We start from the raw sequence: 18,914 nt of genomic DNA, 5'->3' as shown, positions 1-18,914 counted from the left end.
CATCCTTGAATCTGCCCACGCACGAAGGAAATGCGATAGCATTTTCGAGGAGTCAAGTGCCCGCAGCGTAGGTCAACTCAGATAGTTATATAAATTCATACTAAAAAAGCAACAAAGCTTACGAAAACAGTCTAAATAAAAGGCTGTGTTAAATAGTGTTGTTGATAGACACGTGGAATCGCTTTGTGTTCAAACACAGCACTAAATCTCCAATAGCTTCCGTATTTCCTTTTTCGGCCCGGATGTAGCATCCTTCAGAAAATCGGCTGGGTAATACAGTTTATGGTCCGTTCTCCTTTTTCCTGAAATCGCATCAACAATTTGTGATTCTCGTGAGAGTTCACGAAGCTCCCCAGTTTTCATAAGCAAATGAATGGGCAGCCGCTCCTCCTCTTCTCCCGGCCTGTAAAAATCATAGGGAAGATCTGAAGAAGAATCGACAACTAAATAATATTCAGGATCAATACCAGCTTTTTGAAACAAAATAGAAAGCTCAGCAAGTTTCTTGTACTCCTTAGCAGGATCAAACTCCGCATATTTAAAAAGATTCCGGTTCATAAATCGGCGGCAAAGATCTCGAAGGATCGTGTCCTTCTCCTCCTGCCACATTTGAAAATAATAAAGAATAATTGCTTCATCGAGCTGAATATAGTCCTCCAGTGTAATTGCACCGTTGAACAAGGAATAAAAATGAATAGGATGGGATTTAAATGAATAGTTCTGTTCATGCAGATGCTTAGCCCGGTGCAATATCTTCGTCAGAATCACTTCCGCACTTCGGGTAACTGGATGGAAATAAACTTGCCAATACATCTGGTACCTGCTCATAATATAATCCTCAACAGCGTGCATTCCGCTCTGCTTAATGACAACCTGATCTTCCCGCGGTCGCATAACACGCAGAATTCGTTCCATATCAAAGTGACCGTAGCTAACTCCTGTAAAATAGGCGTCTCTTTGCAGGTAATCCATCCGGTCCGCATCGATTTGACTTGAAATAAGGCTAACTACCAGTTTATTTTTCGAAGTCTTCGCTATCACTTCAGCTACTTTTATAGGAAAATCCTTACTTACTGTAAGAAGTACTTTGTTAACTTCTGTTTCTCCGAGAATAATAGCCCTTGTATAATGCTCGTGATCCAAATCAAAAACTTTTTCGAAGGAATGTGAGAAAGGACCATGTCCTAAATCGTGGAGTAGCGCGGCGCATAAGGAGAGGAGTCGGTCTTCTTCATTCCATTCTGGCCTTCCATTAAAAACATCGTCGGCAATTCGCCTAATAATCTCATAAACACCGAGCGAATGATTAAAGCGGCTATGTTCTGCCCCGTGGAAGGTTAAATAGGTTGTTCCAAGCTGCTTTATTCTTCTAAGCCGCTGAAACTCTTTCGTGCCGATTAAATCCCAGATTACTTTGTCCCTCACATGAATATAACGGTGAACGGGATCTTTAAATACTTTCTCTTCACGTAACTTCTTCACCGGATATGCCACCTTTTTCCTCCGATTTTCTTTCTTCTCCCTATTATATCCCGATTTTCGACTCAATTCACTATAGAAATTCCGACACTTCGACAGAAACAGCGTTGTATGAAGGCTTTAACAAAGGTACTTTCCGCTTAATTATCATTTTTTCCGCTTGATTCTAGAGAATTCTCGCTCAAATATCGTTTTTTTTCACTTGATTAAGGGGTGCTTTCACTTAATTGGCGTGCTCCGTTTCAACATAGCTAAGCACCACTCCTTTGCGCAAATAAAAAATCACCTTAGGACAACGATCAAAGGTGATTTTACTTTTTCAGCTTTTTATTAATTTTCTCTACTAATTCCTCTTCTGTTAAGCCGGCTAATGGACGATTATTCACAAATGCGAATGTTTTCTTTCTGCCCGGCCCACAATAAGACTGGCATCCTATTTCCACCTTCGCCTCTGGATCAATTTCCTTTAAACGAGGGATTAATGTCTTTAAATTAACGGCCTGACAATCGTCGCAAACACGAAATTCGTTTGCCATATATGATTACAACCCTTTCTGCGGTCTATATTATCTATTTTCCTTAAAATGCGTGTTAAAGTTTGGCCGATGCTTACAATTCCTATACAGTCGACTCTTGCTGTATTTTACAGCTTCTTTGCGTCTAATGCAAGCCGAAGTCTAAACATATCATGTACATGTTACGAATCTTGATGAATGACAATACCTATCTACTGAAAATAAAAGAAGAATAAAAAATCTACTATCCTTTTAATCATTTTGTATAAATTTCTCCCTAATTGTCCATCCTTTGACTAAGGCATAAAAATGTAAATTAAATAAGGGGTTGAGAAAATGAAAGTTCGTCAAGATGCATGGACTGATGAAAATGATTTATTACTAGCAGAAACCGTTTTGAGACATGTCAGAGAAGGCAGTACCCAATTAAACGCTTTCGAAGAGGTAGGAGATAAGCTGGATCGCACTTCTGCAGCCTGCGGATTTCGCTGGAATGCCGTTGTCAGGCATCAATATGAAAAAGCACTTTCACTAGCTAAAAAGCAGCGCAAGCAAAGGCAGAGAATCCTCGGAAAAGATCAGGGTGGAAAGAAAAAGCTATTATATTCACCACCCGTACCAACCATTAAGGAAGTTGAATCCGTAGCTATTGCTTTGGATGCACCTGCCCTTCCATTTGAGGAACCAGCAAACAATGAAGAAATCATCGAAACTGAAGCACTTCTAGTATATCAGGAGGAGCCAGTTTATACTGGTGGCACAGATTTAACGCTTAACCGTGTTATTTCATACTTACAAACTTTAAATCACTCGAGTATTCAATTGGATATATTAAAACATGAGAATGAAAGATTGAAACGTGAAAATGCGCAGATTAAGAGCCGAAACGAAGAGTTAGAAGGAAAAATTGGGCATTTAGAACAAAATACCGAAACCATTCAGGAAGATTACGAGACCTTGATGAAAATCATGAACCGCGCCCGCAAACTTGTACTATTTGAAGAAGAGGAAAGACCAGCCACTAAATTTAAAATGGACAGAAACGGGAACTTAGAGAAAGTAGCAGAGTAACAGGACAAACGGATCACAGGCAAATATAAATAAAAACTCCCTAAATGGGAGAAGGAGAAGGCAACAATCCTCGATTAAGAAAAGCCGTAACCATTGGGTTATCGGCTTTTCGTTATTGTTCACTGCCTAGCTCCACAAGGAACGATTCGGCAGCATAATCATCACAGGAACAATCTGCTTTTTGATTGTTCCTAAGGCACTTCCGCTTTTCTTAATCACCTAATATCTTTTCATTCCGCTCTGTGATGCGATCATAATAAGCCTCAAATAAAGCAGCTTCATCCGAGGATAGCTCTCCAGTAAATAGATGATTGCATTTATTTTTTAAAGCATGTAAAAAGCGAAACATGACGTCCTGAATAGAAAGGTCTATCTGCAATAATTCAGATAAGGAGGCCATCACAGCTGGATTGATATCAGGGTAGTCAAATTTCGTTTCTGCATTTTTCTTTGAAAGTGAATAAAACCGCTCGATCAATTCTGCCCGAGTACTCCCGCTTCCATTTACGCAGAGATAGATTTGCACTGCAACACCAGCGCGAAGCCGTCTTTGCGAGATTCCTGCAAACTTTTTGTCACCAATACTTAAATCATAGCTTCCCGGACAATAAGATCCGACAATCTCTTTCGCTTCTATTTCTTTATTAAAATCGGAAAACATTTCTTTAATCAGCATCCACATGGCATCATATCCGCGATTTATATCAATGCCTTTTTCACGCTCAGGGAAGATAAGCGTCAGATTGAGTACCCCTTCATCAAGCACAACTGCCAAGCCTCCGGAATTCCGAACGATGACCTGATAGCCCTGACTTTTTATATAATTCAGCCCCTCCTCCAAAAAAGGGAGCTTCGTATCTTGGATTCCTAAAACAATGGTGTCATGATGAACCCAGGCTCGCGCTGTCGGCGAAGCCGTGCCGCCTCCGACTGACGCACATAACGTATCGTCCATCCCGAATGAGTGCAAAGCAGACAGATGAACGGCTAATGCGGATTGATCGATGACTCTCCATTGATCTTGCTGTAATAAATCAGGTACCACGTTCATTTTTTAATCCCCTTTGTAAAAAAAGGTGAAAATCATCCTTTTTTCGGACCAAATTAATTTAATTTCAACTTTTTAGTGATTCATTTTCAATGTATTGACCAGTTTAGCTATTTTAACGGCGACTTTTGTAGCCGTATCAGCGTATTTTTAAATATATCAGCGGAATTTTGCTTATATCAGCGATATTTTAAATATATCAGCGAATTTTGCTTTATATCAGCGACTTCAGTTCAAAAATAATTATAGCAATTAAAAAAACGAAAAAAAAGAGCCAGACATTAGGATGACTGACTCTCTGAAATAGATCTTATTTTTCTAATGCCTGTGCAGCAGTAATTAATGCTAATTTATAAACATCCTCTTCATTACATCCGCGAGATAGATCGTTTACAGGACGGTTCAATCCTTGTAAAATCGGTCCTACTGCTTCAAAGTTACCGAGTCGCTGGGCAATTTTATACCCAATATTTCCGGCTTCGAGGCTCGGAAAAATAAATACATTGGCATCTCCTTTAATCGGAGAATCTGGCGCTTTCGTCTCAGCAACCGAAGGAACAAATGCCGCATCAAATTGAAATTCTCCATCTAGAGTTAAGTGAGGATCTCTTAATTTAGCCTCTTGAACAGCAGCGCTGACCTTCTCTGTCTCCGGAGATTTGGCCGATCCTTTCGTTGAGAAGCTTAGCATGGCAACCCGCGGATCAATATCAAACATTTTCGCTGTTTTCGCACTTTCGATCGCAATTTCGGCGAGATCTTGGCTATCAGGAGAGATGTTAATCGCACAATCGGCAAAGACGTATTTTTCGTCTTCTCGAACCATGATAAAGACACCAGATGTTTTACGAACGCCTTCTTTTGTTTTAATAATTTGAAGCGCCGGGCGTACGGTATCTGCTGTGGAATGAGCAGCACCGCTCACAAGCCCATCAGCTTTATTCGTGTAAACTAACATCGTTCCGAAATAGTTCTCATCAAGCAAAATCTTTCGGGCGTCTTCTTCTGTCGCTTTCCCTTTTCGTCTTTCTACAAAAGCAGCAACCAATTCATCGATCATGGCAAAATTGCTTGGATCGAAAATTTCAGCAGCTTCTAAGGAAATATCCATTTCTTTTGCTTTTGCTTCAATCGCTTGACTATTTCCGATTAGAATAGGGGTAATTATTTTTTCAGCAGCTAATCTCCCTGCCGCTGCAAGAATACGCTCGTCCATTCCTTCTGGAAAGACAATTTTTAAATTTTGGCCATTCACCTTTTCTTTTAATACTGAAAATAAATCACTCATACATATCCTCCTCTAAGTTACGTGTTTTTATATACGATTTTCTCGATTTTACCTCGAGCTTATGCATTCTTAGAATACCCCACCTAGTTAAAAATTCAAGGAATTAAATCATTGACAACGTTTCCAGCAGAAATGTTTTTCTTTTCGGTTTTTTCCAATTTTCAAGCAATAATTCGACTTCTTGCATGAAGGAAATGAGGACAGAGCTATACCAACGCAGTCAGTATAACCAACCTATTTTTAAAATAGACTAGTTAACCTTTATAGTTTAGCTTTAGTAGATAGTGACGTAAAACTCTATATGGTTGTTGTGGATCATGTAACAATTTATCCATAATTTCGCCATATTAAACGGATTTCATTTCCATTTTTCAAGTGTTATTCAGACGTTAATAGGAGAAACTATGTTATAGTAATGGTGTGATTTTTAGTACATATTAGGAGTGATCGTAATGAGTGAAGCAGCAAAAACGCTCGAGGGCTGGTATTGTTTACATGATTTCCGCGCAATTGATTGGACGACATGGAAGATGTTATCGAGCGATGAGCGCCAAGCAGCCATCCATGAATTCTTATCCCTTGTTGAAAAGTGGAACTCGGCTCAAAGCGAGAAAAAAGGCAGCCATGCATTATATACAGTCGTTGGCCAAAAAGCTGATTTTATGATGATGATTTTAAGACCAACATTGGAAGAACTAAACGAAATTGAAAACGAATTCAATAAAACGAAATTAGCAGAATATACCGTTCCTGCTTATTCCTATGTGTCTGTTGTTGAGTTAAGCAACTACTTGCCATCCGATCAGGATCCATACCAAAGCCCAGAAATTCTTGCTCGTCTTTACCCGATTTTGCCTAAAGCAAAGCATGTCTGCTTCTATCCAATGGACAAACGCCGCCAAGGCAATGACAACTGGTATATGCTTCCGATGGAAGACCGCCGTAATATGATGCGCAGTCATGGCATGATCGGCCGCCAATACGCAGGGAAAGTTAAACAAATCATTACCGGATCAGTTGGTTTCGATGATTACGAATGGGGCGTTACATTATTCTCTGATGATGTTCTTCAATTTAAAAAGCTTGTCTATGAAATGCGCTTTGATGAAGTAAGCGCCCGCTACGGTGAATTCGGATCATTCTTTGTTGGAAACCTGCTTGAAGAAGACCGAGTAAACCAATTTTTACATGTGAACTAATTTTTTCAAAACTCCCATCCCTCTTAAGGCTGGGAGTTTTTTCTTTATGCAAAAGTCATAAAAGAACAGGCCCTTACATACTTATGAAATAGCGAGTTATTATCCACTTCTTTTAGGTCATATCATTTTTGTAAGATAGCTTTTCGCTATTATTTTGATTTTTAGGAGGGAAAAAAGTGAGTCAACCTAATTATAATAATCAGTATATTGATTACAGAACGACACCTTATTATGGTTATCAGCAGCAGCCATATACAGGGGGAGCTGGCGCAACGGCACCATATGGGACCCAGCCTGCCTTTACAACAATGCCACCACCTGGCGCCACGATGCCGACAGCTGGAACCACTTCATCTGGCCCGCAAATCCCCGGTATGCTTCCAATCGAGCAGTCCTATATTGAGAACATCCTTCGCTTAAACAAAGGAAAGCTTGTTACAGTATACACAACCTTCGAAAATAATCGAGAGTGGAATGCAAAAATATTTAAAGGCCTCATTGAAGCGGCAGGCAGGGATCATTTGATTTTAAGTGATCCGCAATCAGGTATGAGATACTTAATTCCAATGGTCTATGTGGACTATGTAACCTTTGAGGAAGAAATTGAATATGAATATCCAGGTTTTGTCGGAGGAGCTGGACTTTCGCAGTATTCACCGCGCTAATAATGGCATTCTTCAAAAAGAGCTTTGACAAATGAAATCGTCAAAGCTCTTTTTGATGCTATAAATATTTAACAGATGCAATGATTAATAATACCCACGCAGCTAAAAAGGAGATGCCGCCAAGTGGGGTAATCGCTCCAAGTACTCCGACTTTGGTTAAAGTTAGCGCATATAAACTGCCGGAGAACAGGATGATGCCAATTAACATACACCAGCCCGACCAAGATAATAAAGTGCTTGCCGGCAATTTGCCAAGCAACACCCCAATGATTAACAGGCCTATGGCATGAAACATTTGATAATTGACACCTGTTTTCCAGATTTCCAAATATTTCGGTTCAACTGACTTTTCAAGCCCATGAGCCCCAAATGCGCCCAAAGCTACAGATAAAAAGGCATTCACAGCCCCTAGAATGATAAAGATCTTCATTTAAGTTTCCCTCTCATTTCCTTATTAAAAATCAAACAATGAATCCCCATTCGCCTCATTCTCCATTTGCAAGCGCTTTGGCTGCTGGATACTTGCAGGCTGAATTTGTTGAATGGTTGGGGGAGTATATGTATCCATTGAAGCGGTGGTTTTCAATCCGCTTTCGGTCACCTGCTCCTCCAGAATGAGTTCACACATTGACTTGATCGCATGGACTCTCTCTCGCATTCGCGCAGCTGTTGTGCTATCCTTTGCTTCCTTTAGCTCCATCTCGATTTTCCCTAGCAATTTCTGTACGGAAATGTTCAACACTTTCACCTCTAATTAGAAAAGCGTAAGCGCCTTGCACAGGCACTGTAGCTAGACAGTTATCTAACTGCAAAGCGATAAATTCTGATATGACTAAAATAACTTCTTTTAATCGCCTTTTTTCTCAAAACGCAAACAAGGCTGACCAGATGCCCGTAATACTTCTGCAGAAGGCATCCGAGCGGTTTTAAACCCAAAGGCTCTACAGCCTTTCGGAAGTCTATTATCCCATGTAACGTAAAAAAATTTACACTTAAAACAGTCGATTCGTTTTGACACCATTTTCTAATCATTCCCCTATTTATTCCGTATCATTATACATGAATCTGCCAGAAAATTCGATTCAAGCGATTCACTTCCTTTCTTACTAACGCGCATTTTGCCAATTGATGACTGTTTCACGTGAAACATAGCGTTTTCTAGCGAATTGGGTCTATTCCTGTATAAAAAATACGAAAGTAAAAGCAAAAAATGCCCCGACCTATTAAAAAATGGTCGAGGCTAAATTTTTATCCAAGCAGACGCTGATAAATGGTTTTCGCTTGCATCATATCTTTCGTCCCGTGAATCAATGCCCGCCCATCGTTGAATATGACGAGTCGCTGTTCTTCCATTTCAACAGAGATTAAATACGGGTTTCCTTTTACTTTATAGCCAAGTGATTTTAATTGCCTGGAGAGTTCACTTAGTTGAATCTCCTGCTGGCTAGGCGGACGAATCTGAACAGTATCCCTTCCGCATAGAACAGTAGATTTCACCATATTCTCACTATCAAGGTATGGATAAGTCCTATTCTCTCCGCATGATAAACAGCCTTCATCCTTTGCTCTCGATACCTTCATACTAGTATATTGATTTCTCCATAAATCAAAGCTAACAAAAGAGGTTCTAACAGCATCCCAGTCCTCAACTAGTATTTTCAAAGCTTCTGCCGTTTGATGGGAAATCACCATATGAGCCGTAGGAGCGATTATTCCTCCAGTATCGCAAGTCATTCCCTGAATCGGGATTTTCTTGAGCAAGCAGTTCAAGCATGGTGTTTTCCCTGGGATAATGGTGAGACTCATGCCAAAACTGCCAACACAAGCGCCATAGATCCATGGGATATGATGTTTTTGCGAAATATCGTTGATCGCCATTCTCGTTTCAAAATTATCCGTTGAATCCATGATTAAATCAACGCCCTGAACGAGTTCTTCTAGCTTTTCCGGCGTAGCATCCGTAATAACAGATTGAATATCGACCTCAGAATTAATGGTTCGCAACCGTTTTGCCGCCGCAGCCGCCTTGGGCATTTTCTCTTCGACATCCTGCTCCGTATAAAGCTGCTGCCGCTGAAGGTTGCTTTCCTCCACATAGTCACGGTCAACGATGGTCAGTTTGCCAATTCCTGCCCTAGTAATGATATCAGCGCTTCCTGATCCAAGGGCTCCGGCTCCGATCATTAAAACATGCTTAGACCGAATTTTTTCCTGACCCTCTTTTCCGATAAGCGGAAACAAAATTTGTCGGGAATACCTTTCATACATAGAAAAACCCCCTTACGGAAGAATTTTATCCTTTCTTCCTTGGAAGAAATTAAACCCTTTCTTCCTTATTAACCGCCACTGACTGGAGGAATAAAAGCAATTGCATCCCCTTCTTGAATTACTTCTTCATTTTCGGCAAATTCCTCATTAATAGCTGTCATGACATTTTCGAGATTAAATGCTGCAAACTTTTCCGAAATGATTTGTTTAAGTTCAGCGACCGTTTTGCCTTTTACATCTAACATGATTGATTCTTCACCGACCGCGTCCCGCAAATGAGCAAAAAATAAAATCTTATTCATTTAAGTCACTCTCCTCCGGTTTTCCATTTGGATATGCAATTGTTTCCAGTTGGTTTCCAATCCATTCTTGTCCGTCTTCCCAATGCTCCTTTTTCCAAATCGGAACAATTTCCTTAATACGCTCGATCGCATATCGATTGGCTTCATATGCATCTGGACGATGTGGAGTGGAAACAGCGATGACAACCGCAATATCCGTAATATCAAGCTTCCCTACGCGGTGAGTAATCGCCACTTCAGCCCCTTGCCAACGTTCCTTAATTTCATTTCCGATTTGTTCAAGCTTTTTTACTGCCATGGACTCATATGCCTCATAAATTAAGTATAACGTCTTCTTGCCATGCGTTAGTTCTCTAACTGTCCCAATAAACGTCGTAATCGCCCCTGCCTCACGCTGCACGACCTTATCAATCACTTCTTGGATAACAATAGGTTCCTTTGAAATTCCGTAGTACATTTTATCACCCCGCCTAATCTTTTTAGCCCCGCTAAAGAGCCTATGTTAATAACTACGATATCAAATTTGTTTAGCCACTTCCAATAGCTTCTACTTTTTTCCAGGCCATTCCTTCACGATCGGGTATAAATCTATAACCCTATTTATTTTGAATATCGGAATTCATCTTTAATGCCGCTTCGAATTCCTCCGGATGATTCATGTTGAAGAAGTGATGATCTTTATAAGGAAGATCCAACTTTCTAAGATCATCTTCCGTGACAATCTTAGTATCCACACTTTGCAAGAACTTCCATATTTGCAACTGCTGTCTTTCTAAGGATTTGCAAATTTCACCTTGTACTTCTTTTCGATAGGCCGCAAACAAAGGGTGAAGCTGTCCAGAGATTCGCGGTACAGCAGCCTGGTAATCTTCTAAAAGTTTGAGTAAGTCTTTTCCTATCTCTGAAGATATAAAAGGCATATCACAGGCGACTATAAGGTTTTTATCAGTGCTTGATAATTCTAACCCCGCGTGAATGCCTGCAAGCGGACCCATACCCTTCCATTGATCTTCAACCATACGAAGACCAAGAAATTGATAATCTTCAAATGTATTCGTAACAATGATTATGTCAGAGACTGTTTTTTCAAGCTCTTTAGCTATTATTTCAATAACTGTTTTGCCGTTTATTTTAAGTAATGCTTTATTTGTCCCCATCCTGCTTGACTTGCCGCCAGCGATAATAATTCCTGTTGCCCGCAATTTTTTCACCTGCCCGAATCATAGTGGGCCTCTCCATTACTCCAGAATTCCAAAGCCCTTTTTTTAAAAAGAGTGTATTCGCATATATTGTTGTTTTAGCTTTAAAAGTTTGCCCGTTGATTTCCGCTGCGGGCACTTGCTTTCCGCGGGGAGGGACGGGAGCCTCCTCGGCGTTACCACCTGTGGGGTCTCCCGCTTCCCTCTATTCCCGCAGGATACTGAATTTACATCCTTGAATCTGCCCACGCACGAAGGAAATGCGATAGCATTTTCGAGGAGTCAAGTACCCTCCGCTCCAATCAACTCAGATTAATAAATCACATTATAAAAGCAACAAACTTTACGAAAATAGCCTTTTAAAAAAACCAGAATGGATACTATTTAAATTAAGTAAAAATAGAGATCCTGTTAAAATATTTTTCACACTTCGATAACATAAGTATACCTCTTTTAACTGTGACAAGCATGTACTTGAACACACTCTTCCCTTCTAATATTTAGAATGAATCCAGCGGCAGTGATTAAGCAGTAATAATTATCACTCATAGACAGGTGAATCCAAGAAAACGACAGATTTTTCACAAAAGGTTCAAACCTAATTAATAAAATAAGGTGTTCACAGATTGTTCGAATTAATAGCGTGGGTTTTTAATCAAATCTTAACAATCTCCTTTTATACTGAGGACGGAAATGAGTGATTGTCATTTTTGACACAGGAAGGGAGATTAAAATGAGGAAATTTTATCTATTATCTATTCTCGCAATTGTTTCCACTTTGATAGTCGGATTCGGGATTACTTATTTATTCGTTTCAGGTCCAGAAAAAGAGATTTCTTTAGACAAAGAGAAACCATCACCAATTAAACAAGAGCAAATAAAAGAAACCTCTAACCATCCTTATCCTCCTCCGAGTTTAGATGAGGTACCTGATGGAGAAGAAGGAGATTTGATTAAACTTGGTTATAAATATGCTACTGAAACGAGCTCAGCATTAGATGGATATGTAGGAAATAAATTAAGCTGTGCAAGCTGTCATGCAAATGGCGGGTATGAAGCGCCTCTGGACCTTGTCGGAATTTCAAAAACCTATCCACAGTATAACCCTAGAGCCGGAAAAGAAGTTACACTTGAAAATCGGATTAATGGTTGTTTTCGAAGAAGTATGAATGGAAAACCATTACCTGAAGATTCAAAGGAAATGGAAGCAATGGTCGCCTTTTATGAATATATTTCGCAAAATGTACCTGATGGAACAACAGAAAGGCCTTGGGCGAAATTAAAAAGGTCAGAAGCCGATATTATGAATGTTGATATTGAAAATGGAAGAGAAATTTATAATAAATCATGTGTAACCTGCCATGCGAATGGATCTGATGCAGCCGATGGTTTAGCACTTTGGGGAGACGGGTCCTACAACATAGGAGCTGGGATGTCACGTTTGAGAACATCTGCCGGGTTTATAAAAGAGTATATGCCAAAAGTTCCAATGGGCGGGTATTCACCTGGAGAGCTAACCGATGAAGAAGCCATGAATATTGCAGCCTATATCAACTCCCAGGAACGACCTGATTTCCCTGATAAAATCTATGACTGGCCTAATGGAGACGCTCCTGATGATGCAGCATATGAAACACTTGCAGGAAAGAAAAATGGGGATCCAGCGAAAAAATAAGTTTTTTAACAAGGCTGTTTTCGTAACGTTTGTTGCTTTTATAATGTGATTTTTATTTAATAATCTGAGTTGATTGGAGCGGAGGGCACTTGACTCCAGCGGGACTAGAGGGAAGCGGGAGACCCCACAGGCGGTAACGCCGAGGAGGCTCCCGTCGCTCCCCGCGGAAAGCAAGTGCCCGCAGCGGAAATCAACGGGCAAACTTTCAAGGCTAAAACAACAGTATATGCGAAAACAGCCTTTATCAAAAGCCCGGTCAATCCGGGTTTTTGTCTTTTTAGTGAAATGATCTTTAAAAAACGGAATTCAGCAACTATATTCTATATAATAATAACCAGCTATCAGGTTATTTATTGCTCTAAAATTTCACATAAAGGATTGTGGTACTTTTGATTGGGAAATTACGAGGTAAAACGATTCTTATCATAGAAGATGAAGAACGAATCAGGAAACTTATTAAAATGTCTTTTTCGAAAATAGGTTTTGAGGTTTTAGAAGCGGCTGATGGTTTTGAGGCAAAAGAGCAATATTTAAAACATGATCCTTGCTTTATTATTCTAGATATCATGCTACCCGGTATAAGCGGGAAAGAAATTTGCTTATGGCTTCGAAATGAATTAATTAGCAATGTACCGATCATTATCGTATCAGGAAACCATTCAGAAAAAGATAGAATTGAAGGGTTAAAATTGGGTGCAGATGACTATGTGACAAAGCCTTTTGGTATTGAAGAATTGATTGTGAGAGTAGAAACTGTGTTAAGGAGAACAGCAAACAGATGCAGTAAAATCAGCTACAGAGGGCTGACTCTAAAACCGATCGTAGGCATCGCAAAATACCAGGATGCAGAGCTTGCCTTGACCCTGTTTGAATATAAATTACTTTACTTATTCATGACTCACCCCGATCAAGTTTTAACAAGAGAACAGATTATCACTACCATTTACAATAATGAAGAAAAAATAATTAACGAAAGAACCATCGACGTCCATATAAAGCATTTAAGGGAGAAAATTGCCTTTTATTCAGATTTCCCCTTTATCCAAACGGTCAGGGGAATCGGATATAAGTTCAAAACCTCCTAAAATATTTAAGCTTTGCGATTTACGGTGTGCCCATAATTAAACAGAAAAAATAAAGGCGCTTAACTCAATAAGTTAAGCACCTGAAACAAAAATTTGTTATTAATATATACATCGCCACTTTTATTAATCTTAATTACCCAATCATCTTCATCTTGTCAATTCTCTCCATTTTCCATCAACCACTATTATTGCATATGAAATAGCTGAAAATTAAAGTTTGTACATAAAGTGTTTCTTGATATAATTTAAAAAAGTAGACAATCCTATCTAATTTATAAGCAAAACGTCGAGGAGGAACTTGTACATGACAATGAAGAAGGTCTTAACAATCGCTGGTTCAGACACAAGCGGAGGCGCAGGCATTCAAGCTGACTTAAAAACATTCCAGGAGCTTGGGGTATATGGAATGACTGCTCTTACAACGATCGTAACGATGGATCCTAAAAACAACTGGAACCACAACGTTTTTCCAATTGCGATCGAAACTCTTGAGGCACAGTTGGAAACAGCCCTATCAGTCGGTATTGATGCTCTAAAAACGGGCATGCTTGGTTCGGTTGAAATCATCGAACTAGCCGCCAAGGTAATCGATGAAAATAAGCTTGATCGAGTGGTCATCGACCCGGTATTGGTTTGTAAAGGGGAGGATGAAGTCCTACATCCTGAAACAGCTGATGCCCTAAGAGAAATCCTAGTTCCGCGTGCCACCGTCGTGACGCCTAACCTATTTGAAGCGTGGCAATTAGCCAAAACTGGACCGATTAAGACAGTTGAGGATATGAAGGAAGCCGCGGTTAAGATCCATGAGCTTGGTGCAAAAAATGTTCTCATTAAAGGCGGCAGCAAGCTACAGCATGAGAAAGCAGTTGATTTGCTGTTTAATGGTCAGGATTTCAAATTGCTCGAAAGCGATCGTATTGAAACGACTTATACTCATGGAGCAGGATGCACGTATGCTGCAGCAATCACAGCTGAGCTCGCGAAAGGTAAAACGGTATTGGAAGCTGTAGAGACAGCGAAGATTCTCATTACTGCTGCAATTAAGCATGGCTTTAAATTAAACCAATATGTTGGACCAGCTATGCACGGGGCTTATCGCCAATTTGGCACAGGCCGATTAGAAACGGAACAGGTTCAATAATAATTATTCATTTTGAACAGGGCCCCACGGCTCTGTTTTTTCATCAGGATAATCTTTTTTAAAACGCCAGTTTCGCTTTTAGTCTCCTTTTTTAGTAAAATCATATTGATAAAGATAGAAGTTCGAATACTAAGCGGGAATATTAACAGAGAGGAGGCGAGGTTCAATATGGAGCTTGTAAATAAAGAACACGTACAAAAAGAGCTGGATCGCCTTGCAAATAAAGAGGTATACATCCATCTGGAGACAACAAACGGGGCTTATGCCTCTCATTTCGATGAATCCTTTTTCTCATCAGGTGCTTATATTCGGAATGCCATCCTCCAATACGAGCATGGAAAAATAACTGGGAACGGCCCTTTTAGAGTAGGCCTTAAAATGAGTTTTGGCTGGGTTTATGCGGAAGGGATTACTCATTTTGAAGTTGATGATAAAGGACGGCTGCTTTTAGCCGGTCATGATTTTAACGGCAAGCTTGCAGTCGCACTGCAAATAAGTGAAACAGCGTTTTAGCGGGTAAACCGTTTCCGCAATTAGCCCAACAATTATTTACCAGCGTTTTCTTTTAATCAAAACTTGGTGAAATTTTAATCATGAAAGGAGAAACCCCCATGGAAAAAGAAAGACATGTACTTGTCATCTTCCCCCATCCCGATGACGAAGCGTTTGGCGTCTCGGGAACGATTGCTTTATATACACAAAATGGGACACCTGTCACATACGCCTGCATGACATTAGGAGAAATGGGGCGAAATATGGGTAATCCTCCTTTTGCTACCCGAGAAACATTGCCGCTCATTCGTAAAAAGGAATTGCAGGATGCCGCAAACATCCTTGGAATAGACGATTTAAGAATGCTGGGCTACCGCGATAAAACTGTGGAATTTGAGAATGAGGCTGCAGTTGCCGCCCATTTTCGCTCGATTATAGAAGAAGTAAATCCTTCATTAATTATCACGTTTTACCCGGGCTATTCCGTACATCCCGACCATGACGCATGTGGTGCAGCCGTGATTAGAGCTGTCAAGGAAATGTCGGAAGCAAGGCGCCCGAAGGTTCATTGTGTGGCCTTTTCTAATAACTGTGAGGAAGAGATTGGCCAAGCAGATATTGTCAATAACGTCAGTGCTGTCGCAGATCAAAAAATCGCCGCAATTAAGGCGCATGTTTCCCAAACCCAGCTTATGGTTACGGAAATGGCAGAAAAGCTTAGAAACCAAGATCCCGGGGTTATGGCACGTATTCATAATGAACGTTTTTGGGTTTATCCGTTCTAATTAGTTCCTAAGGGAGAAATTCGAATTCTTTTTGAATTTTGACGTGGAATTTGATAGAAATAGAAAGCAGTTTTTCTCTTATATATGCGAAAAACTGCTTTTATTTGCAAATCCTTAATTTTCATCCTCTTCAAGCATTTCCTTTAAATACTGAAGCTGGTTCCCGTCTTCCCGCTTGATCATTTTCACGATCAGGCCCTTTGTTAATTTCATTACTAGGCCGCTTGTTTTGATATATGCCGCCAGCTCTACCTGTGTCCCCTCCTCAATTTCATGGAACACATATTGATACTCGACGATTAATCCGTTCGAGTTGCTTCTCGATGTAAAGGATTGATCCTGTTTATATTGCACATATTCAATTTCTGCGTTTATTTTCTTGCCTCTTACCATTCTCGTTTCCCTAAATTTAGTCCCTTTACCAATTTCACCTGCTGTTTCCTTTTCCATTTCGACGACATTCGGCATTATCTCATGCGCATTTTCCATACCGGCCAGATACTTAAATACTTCCTTAACTGGTTTATAAATAATGACACTTGAACGAAAATCAGCCATTCTTTGCACCTCATGTATTTTTTCGGCAAAAAGCCACCCATTCATTTACATTCGATAAAATTCGAGTGGTGCCTGTGCCATATTATATTAAAAAAACAGAATTCGCCCAACCGGAATTCTGTTTTTCAGGTTTATGGTTTTTGATTGAACAACGAACAAAATTTACACCAGTCTTTAATGATGATGGTCTTGCCGTTTATTTCGATAATTCCATCTTTTCTTAGCTTTGAAAAAACTCTGCTGACACTTTCGCGGGAGGTTCCTACTAAAGTAGCGAATTCTTGAACTGTGATGGGAAGCTCGATATACATTTTATTGCAGCGGTTCGCTCCAAATTTGTCAGCTAGCCGTTCTAGCGTTCGAACCGTTTTCATATAAACATCGAGAAGCGCAATATCCCGCAAAATCGAAGTCATATCACGAAGCGATGCACTCATATAGCGGATAATCTGAACAGCCATTTCCGGGGACAATAGGAGCTCCTGTTCCAAATCATCCGTATTTAAAAAGTAAATTTCTCCTTCCTGAAGCATGGTGGCTGTTGCTGGATAGCATTTCGCTTCGGCATTGAACAAGCATGCTTCCGCAAAGATTTCACCTGTTTTCTTAATACAAACGATAATTTCATTCCCTTGATCATCCTGTTTCGTAAGCTTCACGATGCCTGAATGAACAAAGTATACTCCTTTTGCCTCTTCATACTCCGAAATAACTTGATCGCCCTTCTTATAATCCTTTTTTACGATTCGTTTATCGAGTAACTGTATAGATGATTTTGGAAGATTTTTAAATACTTCTATTTTCCCTAAAAACTCCTCTATATGCGGCTGCAGATCTACTTTTTGGCTGCTCATGCTTTTCCCCCACCTCATTAGTATTTCACCCCATATTTATATTCTATCGGAGGCTTCCACAGGGGAATGTGATTTTTTTCACACCTGCCTGATCATCCGTCTACTAAAGTCTAGGCTTTTTTCGTAAACTTTGTTGCTATTTAACCCAAAAGAGGTGTAGTTGATTTCCGCTCCAATCAACTTCATATAAAACCTATTTAAAAACAACAATCATTTAGAAAATATCTAAAGGAATTCGATAAAGCTTGTCGTCCCTTTTCAGCGGATTCCCGCGTCCATCGGTGTTATTGCTGATGAAATACAGATACTCTCCATTAATAAAAACATCCCTTATTCGCCCTAAGCCTGTAATAGCCTCTCTTGTTTCGCCAGTTTTCAGGTTGAATTCGATAACCATGGACCCCCTTAATGCTGCCACATACAGCTTACCTTCATGAAACACCATACCTGACGGAGCCCATGTCTGAGCATCCCCTGAGGTAAATAGCGGAACTTCCATACCACCCTGTTTTTCCTTCCCTTTAATAACAGGCCAGCCGTAATTATGGCCAGCTTGAATTTGATTGATTTCGTCATTTGCGGACGGACCGTGCTCGCTTTCATATAAATTCCCGTCTGGTCCCCAAGCCAAACCTTGTGGATTGCGATGGCCGTAACTATACACATATAAGCCAGGAAAAGGATTGTCTTTTGGAACAGATCCATCTAGATTCATTCTTAAAATTTTTCCGCCTAAAGATTTAACATCTTGTGCAATATCCGGTTCAAATGAGGCGTCTCCCGTTGTCGCATAAAGCTTACTGTCCGGCCCAATTTCAAGCCTTCCGCCGTGGTGATACTGACCGCTAGGAATTCGATCTAGCAGCAGTCTCTTTTCTTTCCAAACACCATGATCAAGCTGAAGGACGACAATACGGTTAAACTGCCCAGAGCTGTCCTTATATGTGTAATAGGCAAAAGCTTCATTTGTTTTCGAAAAATCAGGCGCAAGTACAAAGCCGAGTAGTCCCGCCTCCGCTGCAGTAGCAAGCTCCTTTTCAAGAATGACTTTCTGGCGTTCTTTTTTGCCCTCTTCTATTTTCACAATATGGCCAGGTCTTTCAGTGATATAATAGGTGCCGTCTGCTTGAACGATGGACCAAGGGACTTCTAGCTCATCTACGATAACTTCCGGTTGTGAATATGGAATGCTTGCTTCCATATTCTCCATTTCCTTCTTACCCGAACATCCCGAGATAAAACTAAAGGCCAGACAAATTACCCCTAAAGCGAGTTTCATTTAGATCCTCC

At 40.2% G+C, this 18,914-nt stretch carries 21 protein-coding genes; 8 read left to right on the top strand and 13 right to left on the bottom strand.

Going from position 1 to position 18,914, the window contains the following annotated elements:
• Positions 1-201 precede the first annotated feature (201 nt).
• On the bottom strand, positions 202-1,494 hold the full coding sequence (locus tag BGM26_RS18945; RefSeq protein ID WP_217041842.1) for an HD domain-containing protein: 1,293 nt from the start codon (positions 1,492-1,494) through the stop codon (positions 202-204).
• Between the two features lie 296 nt (positions 1,495-1,790).
• Positions 1,791-2,015 (bottom strand): YuzB family protein, encoded by a 225-nt coding sequence (locus BGM26_RS18940; RefSeq protein WP_217041841.1) that lies wholly within the window; start codon positions 2,013-2,015, stop codon positions 1,791-1,793.
• A 315-nt stretch (positions 2,016-2,330) separates the two neighbouring features.
• Here BGM26_RS18940 and BGM26_RS18935 point away from each other — a divergent pair, with 315 nt between their 5' ends.
• Positions 2,331-3,065 carry an RsfA family transcriptional regulator gene (locus BGM26_RS18935; protein ID WP_217041840.1) on the top strand — a complete coding sequence of 245 codons (735 nt, stop codon included), beginning with the start codon at positions 2,331-2,333 and terminating at the stop codon, positions 3,063-3,065.
• 211 nt (positions 3,066-3,276) lie between these two features.
• Here the strand turns inward: BGM26_RS18935 and lipL are convergent, their stop codons facing one another.
• The gene (gene lipL / locus BGM26_RS18930; protein ID WP_217041839.1) at positions 3,277-4,116 is read right to left on the bottom strand and encodes an octanoyl-[GcvH]:protein N-octanoyltransferase; all 840 of its coding nucleotides are present in this window, start codon (positions 4,114-4,116) and stop codon (positions 3,277-3,279) included.
• Positions 4,117-4,423: 307 nt separating this feature from the next.
• A complete protein-coding gene (gene pta, locus BGM26_RS18925; RefSeq protein WP_217041838.1) occupies positions 4,424-5,401 on the bottom strand; it encodes a phosphate acetyltransferase in 978 nt (325 codons plus the stop codon).
• Positions 5,402-5,853: 452 nt separating this feature from the next.
• On the opposite strand from pta, the gene hemQ reads away from it, so the two are divergent.
• Positions 5,854-6,600, top strand: a complete 747-nt coding sequence (gene hemQ, locus BGM26_RS18920; protein ID WP_217041837.1) for a hydrogen peroxide-dependent heme synthase — start codon at positions 5,854-5,856, stop codon at positions 6,598-6,600.
• A gap of 176 nt (positions 6,601-6,776) precedes the next feature.
• Positions 6,777-7,265, top strand: a complete 489-nt coding sequence (gene gerQ / locus BGM26_RS18915; protein WP_367949369.1) for a spore coat protein GerQ — start codon at positions 6,777-6,779, stop codon at positions 7,263-7,265.
• A gap of 58 nt (positions 7,266-7,323) precedes the next feature.
• Here the strand turns inward: gerQ and BGM26_RS18910 are convergent, their stop codons facing one another.
• The 6 genes from BGM26_RS18910 to mobA all read right to left on the bottom strand — a co-directional run bounded on the left by BGM26_RS18910 (position 7,324) and on the right by mobA (position 11,046).
• Positions 7,324-7,695 carry a DUF423 domain-containing protein gene (locus tag BGM26_RS18910; protein ID WP_217041836.1) on the bottom strand — a complete coding sequence of 124 codons (372 nt, stop codon included), beginning with the start codon at positions 7,693-7,695 and terminating at the stop codon, positions 7,324-7,326.
• 24 nt (positions 7,696-7,719) lie between these two features.
• Entirely contained in the window at positions 7,720-8,007 is a 288-nt protein-coding gene (locus BGM26_RS18905) for a YwdI family protein (RefSeq protein WP_367949368.1), read from the bottom strand.
• Between the two features lie 506 nt (positions 8,008-8,513).
• Positions 8,514-9,533: a MoeB/ThiF family adenylyltransferase gene (locus tag BGM26_RS18900; RefSeq protein ID WP_217041834.1), complete on the bottom strand. Its 1,020-nt coding sequence runs from the start codon at positions 9,531-9,533 to the stop codon at positions 8,514-8,516.
• Between the two features lie 68 nt (positions 9,534-9,601).
• The gene (gene moaD, locus BGM26_RS18895; RefSeq protein ID WP_217041833.1) at positions 9,602-9,835 is read right to left on the bottom strand and encodes a molybdopterin converting factor subunit 1; all 234 of its coding nucleotides are present in this window, start codon (positions 9,833-9,835) and stop codon (positions 9,602-9,604) included.
• A complete protein-coding gene (locus tag BGM26_RS18890; RefSeq protein WP_217041832.1) occupies positions 9,828-10,292 on the bottom strand; it encodes a molybdenum cofactor biosynthesis protein MoaE in 465 nt (154 codons plus the stop codon). The genes moaD and BGM26_RS18890 overlap by 8 nt, the downstream gene beginning before the upstream one ends.
• 139 nt (positions 10,293-10,431) lie before the next feature.
• On the bottom strand, positions 10,432-11,046 hold the full coding sequence (gene mobA, locus BGM26_RS18885) for a molybdenum cofactor guanylyltransferase (RefSeq protein WP_367949367.1): 615 nt from the start codon (positions 11,044-11,046) through the stop codon (positions 10,432-10,434).
• 721 nt (positions 11,047-11,767) lie between these two features.
• Here mobA and BGM26_RS18880 point away from each other — a divergent pair.
• The 5 genes from BGM26_RS18880 to bshB2 all read left to right on the top strand — a co-directional run bounded on the left by BGM26_RS18880 (position 11,768) and on the right by bshB2 (position 16,212).
• Positions 11,768-12,709, top strand: coding sequence for a c-type cytochrome (locus BGM26_RS18880; protein WP_217041831.1), 942 nt, complete (start codon positions 11,768-11,770; stop codon positions 12,707-12,709).
• 389 nt (positions 12,710-13,098) lie between these two features.
• On the top strand, positions 13,099-13,794 hold the full coding sequence (locus tag BGM26_RS18875; RefSeq protein WP_217041830.1) for a response regulator transcription factor: 696 nt from the start codon (positions 13,099-13,101) through the stop codon (positions 13,792-13,794).
• A 304-nt stretch (positions 13,795-14,098) separates the two neighbouring features.
• Positions 14,099-14,935, top strand: a complete 837-nt coding sequence (gene pdxK, locus BGM26_RS18870) for a pyridoxine/pyridoxal/pyridoxamine kinase (protein WP_217041829.1) — start codon at positions 14,099-14,101, stop codon at positions 14,933-14,935.
• Positions 14,936-15,103: 168 nt separating this feature from the next.
• On the top strand, positions 15,104-15,448 hold the full coding sequence (locus BGM26_RS18865) for a YojF family protein (protein WP_217041828.1): 345 nt from the start codon (positions 15,104-15,106) through the stop codon (positions 15,446-15,448).
• Positions 15,449-15,546: 98 nt separating this feature from the next.
• A complete protein-coding gene (bshB2, locus tag BGM26_RS18860; protein WP_217041827.1) occupies positions 15,547-16,212 on the top strand; it encodes a bacillithiol biosynthesis deacetylase BshB2 in 666 nt (221 codons plus the stop codon).
• A 114-nt stretch (positions 16,213-16,326) separates the two neighbouring features.
• Here bshB2 and BGM26_RS18855 read toward each other — a convergent pair whose 3' ends face one another.
• The 3 genes from BGM26_RS18855 to BGM26_RS18845 all read right to left on the bottom strand — a co-directional run bounded on the left by BGM26_RS18855 (position 16,327) and on the right by BGM26_RS18845 (position 18,903).
• Positions 16,327-16,770, bottom strand: coding sequence for an SRPBCC family protein (locus BGM26_RS18855; RefSeq protein ID WP_217041826.1), 444 nt, complete (start codon positions 16,768-16,770; stop codon positions 16,327-16,329).
• A gap of 131 nt (positions 16,771-16,901) precedes the next feature.
• Positions 16,902-17,624, bottom strand: coding sequence for a Crp/Fnr family transcriptional regulator (locus tag BGM26_RS18850; RefSeq protein ID WP_217041825.1), 723 nt, complete (start codon positions 17,622-17,624; stop codon positions 16,902-16,904).
• 214 nt (positions 17,625-17,838) lie between these two features.
• Positions 17,839-18,903, bottom strand: a complete 1,065-nt coding sequence (locus BGM26_RS18845; protein WP_217041824.1) for a PQQ-dependent sugar dehydrogenase — start codon at positions 18,901-18,903, stop codon at positions 17,839-17,841.
• Between the last annotated feature and the right edge of the window lie 11 nt (positions 18,904-18,914).

Origin of the sequence: Bacillus sp. FJAT-29790 (assembly GCF_019039215.1) — a bacterium.
GTDB lineage: Bacteria > Bacillota > Bacilli > Bacillales > Cytobacillaceae > Cytobacillus.
Note: the sequence above shows the minus strand (reverse complement) of the source record. Positions and strands in the feature narration are given on the sequence as shown.